Source organism: Butyrivibrio sp. VCD2006, from assembly GCF_000423925.1.
GTDB lineage: Bacteria > Bacillota > Clostridia > Lachnospirales > Lachnospiraceae > Butyrivibrio.
In genome coordinates this window covers 1-1,781 of the sequence record NZ_AUIX01000072.1, presented here as the reverse complement: position 1 = coordinate 1,781, position 1,781 = coordinate 1, and the positions used below count along the sequence as shown (strand labels likewise).

Below are 1,781 nucleotides of genomic sequence, written 5' to 3'. Positions count from 1 at the left end.
CAATGTCATTTACTTTAGCAGATTTTCGTAAATAACGAAGATCTGCTTTTTTCTTACCCCTAACAAAAATTATTATGAAAAATAGTTGACAAGCCGTTCAAAATGCGCGGCCGCACTCGTTACTGATGCTGTTTAGAGGTAACGAGTGCGGCCCTTGTAGTGAAGGCATAAACGTTACTTTCACTACAAGGAGGCACTTATATGAAACATTCTGACGCAGTTAAGGCACTGTTACTTGCTACCATTAGCGAAATCGCAGATGACCCCAAATTGTATGCAGTCAATCCGGGTAAGGATTTCACAAGAAATCGCAAACTTGGATTTCACGAAACTATCATGGTGTTACTTACGATGGAGGCCGATTGTATCAAAGAAGAACTGTATCGATATTTCGGGAGATCTACATCAGCACCATCAAAGGCCGCATTCTATAAGCAACGAAAAAAGCTAAATGAGAACGCTCTCGCAAATCTGCTGTTTGCATTTAACTCAAAACTTTCCAAGAAACTCTATAACGAAAAATATCAGATCATCGCCTGTGATGGTTCAGCAATTGATATCTATCGTAATCCCAATGATCCTGACACATTCTTTGAACCTAATGGCAAGTCTACGCGAGGGTTCAATCAAGTCCATGTCAATGCATTCTATTCCATACTTGACAGAAGGTTTACAAATCTTGTAATCCAACCCGGAAGAAAACGCAATGAGTATTCCGCCTTTTGTGAAATGCTTGATGAGGCAGGAAACGACGGACCTCCCACAATCTATTTTGCCGACATGGGATATGCATCCTATAACAACTTTGCACATGTTATCGAAAACGACCAGTACTTTCTAATTCGATGCAACGATAAGCGGCTTAAAGGCATTCTCGGCTATTCAATAGAAGGACTAAAGGAAGTTGATTGCCGTGTCAATCGCATTCTTACGAGGACACAATCCAAAAAGAAATACAACTGGCCTGACCTTGCAGATCAGTACAGATATATCTGTCAGGCTGTTCCAATGGACTATCTTGATGATGAACATCCAGAATACAATATCTCGCTACGCATTGTCAGATTCGAAATTATGCCTGGTTGCTACGAGAACATAGTTACAAATCTCCCAGACATAGAGTTCGACTTCGAGGATTTTAAAGGTCTCTATCACATGAGATGGAACGAGGAAAATTCATTCCGTGACCTCAAATATCCGCTTTGCCTTAAGGCACTTCATTCAAAAAAATATGAGTATATCGTACAAGAGATATGGGCACGTGCAATTCTCCATAATTTCAGTTCAGAAATCATAAATGGAGTAGAAATTGAACAGCAAGATACCAAATATCTGTATCAGCCAAATTTTGCAGAAGCCTTTAAAATATGCAGAGATTTTCTGAGAATTCATGACTGTCTAACCGTAATGGAGGTGGAATGCCTGATTGCTCAAAATATTGAGCCAATCAGGCCTGGAAGAACCTTTGCCCGCCAGCACAGGTTTAAGCTTCCGATAAGTTTCTGCTATCGTAATTAAACAATAGAGTTCCACCATTTCCATATACAATCATACAACATTTATACTGATGAAGACACCTCTCTATTAACATTAGGTGATTTCGTCTTTTTGTCATGCTTGTCAATTGTCAATGTGCAGTATAATAATATTTCTATAGCGATAAATTATGCTGAGGGTAGTGCAATAGCTTGGCTTTCGGAACTTATTGATGATGTGTCATGCTAAAGTTAACCGAACATATCTTTGGCGTTGGTTAATTCATTCTAAAGTTAATGACATTG

At 39.1% G+C, this 1,781-nt stretch carries 1 protein-coding gene; it reads left to right on the top strand.

Translation table 11 applies throughout. The annotated features are described in order from the left end of the window. Positions 1-201 precede the first annotated feature (201 nt). Positions 202-1,518, top strand: coding sequence for an IS4 family transposase (locus G586_RS0116925; protein WP_026528655.1), 1,317 nt, complete (start codon positions 202-204; stop codon positions 1,516-1,518). Positions 1,519-1,781 lie beyond the last annotated feature (263 nt).

Coding starts and splice junctions, on each gene's coding strand:
- G586_RS0116925 (WP_026528655.1), top strand. CDS start 202: ATGAAACATTCTGACGCAGTTAAGGCACTGTTACTTGCTACCATTAGC.